Here is a 1,329-nt window from a genome sequence, read left to right on the forward strand (position 1 = left end):
GCCGAGTGCCTGGTGCGCCAGCACCGCTTTGCCGAAGCCGCGCAGGTGTTCGATGCCTATCCGCCCCAGGCCGCGCGCGACTTCGAGTGGCACCAGGCCCAGGGCAATGCGCTGTTCCAGAGCCAGCGGCTGCAGGACGCCGTCAGCGCGTTCTTCCAGGCCCTGGCGCTGAAGATCGACGATGCGCTGACCCACTACCGCCTGGGCCTGTGCTTCAAGGACCTGGGCCTGACACGCGAGGCCACCGAATGCTTCCGCACCGCCGTCTCGCTGGACAGCGACAGCACCCGCGCGCTCGCCCTGTCACTGCTGGTGCACGAAGGCCGGCAGACCTGCGACTGGCGCCTGGTCGACCAGGACACCGCCGAGCTGCTGCAGGCGATTGACCAGGCCGACGCCAAGACCGGCCAGCTGCTCTCGCCGTTTGCACTGCTGGCGGTGGACGCCACGCCTGCCCAGCAGCGCCGCATTGGCGAGATCCGCGCCAAGGGCCTGGCGCGCGAGCTCAAGCCACTGCCGGCGCCGGTGGGCCCGCGCCGCCCGGGCCGCATCCGCGTCGGCTACCTGTCTTCCGACTTCCACCAGCATGCCACCTCGGTGCTGATGGCCGAGCTGCTGGAGCGGCGCGACAGCAGCCGCTTCGAAGTCACGCTCTACTCGCACAGCATCAACGACGGCAGCGCCGTGATGCGCCGGGTGCGCGCGGCCTGCGAGCATTTCGTGGACGTGACGCACCTGACCCACACGGCCATCGCGCAGCGCATGCGCGACGACGCGATCGACATTGCCGTCGACCTCAAGGGCCACACCCGCGGCAGCCGCTTCGAGCTGCTGGCCCAGCGGCCGGCGCCGGTGCAGGTGGCTTACCTCGGCTATCCGGCCACGACGGGGGCCGACTACATCGACTACATGATTGGCGACCCGGTGGTGACGCCGCTCTCGCACGCCGCGAACTACAGCGAACACATCGCCCAGTTGCCCAACAGCTACCAGCCCAACGACCGCCAGCGCCCGCTGCCGCCAGCCCCCAGCCGCGCCAGCCTGGGCCTGCCGGAAGACGCGGTCGTGCTGTGCTGCTTCAACCAGGTCTACAAAATGTCGCCGCACATGCTGGACCTGTGGGCCGCGATCCTCGCGCAGGCCCCCCGGGCGGTGCTGTGGATGCTGGCCTGGAACCCGCACGGCCAGGCCAACCTGCAGCGCGAGCTGGAAGCCCGCGGCGTGCCGGCCAGCCGCATTTTCTGGGCGCCCAAGCTGCATCTGGGCGAACACATTGCCCGCCTGCGCCAGGCCGACCTGTTCCTCGACACCTGGCCCTGCAACGCCCAC

Annotated in this window: 1 protein-coding gene; it reads left to right on the forward strand. The window is 70.2% G+C overall.

Annotated elements, in window-relative coordinates; genetic code table 11:
- On the forward strand, positions 1-1,329 hold a 1,329-nt coding region (locus tag FKP22_RS30590; protein ID WP_445663759.1), incomplete at both ends, for an O-linked N-acetylglucosamine transferase, SPINDLY family protein.

Source organism: Ideonella azotifigens (assembly GCF_006519715.1).
GTDB classification, from domain to species: Bacteria; Pseudomonadota; Gammaproteobacteria; order Burkholderiales; family Burkholderiaceae_C; genus Ideonella; species Ideonella azotifigens.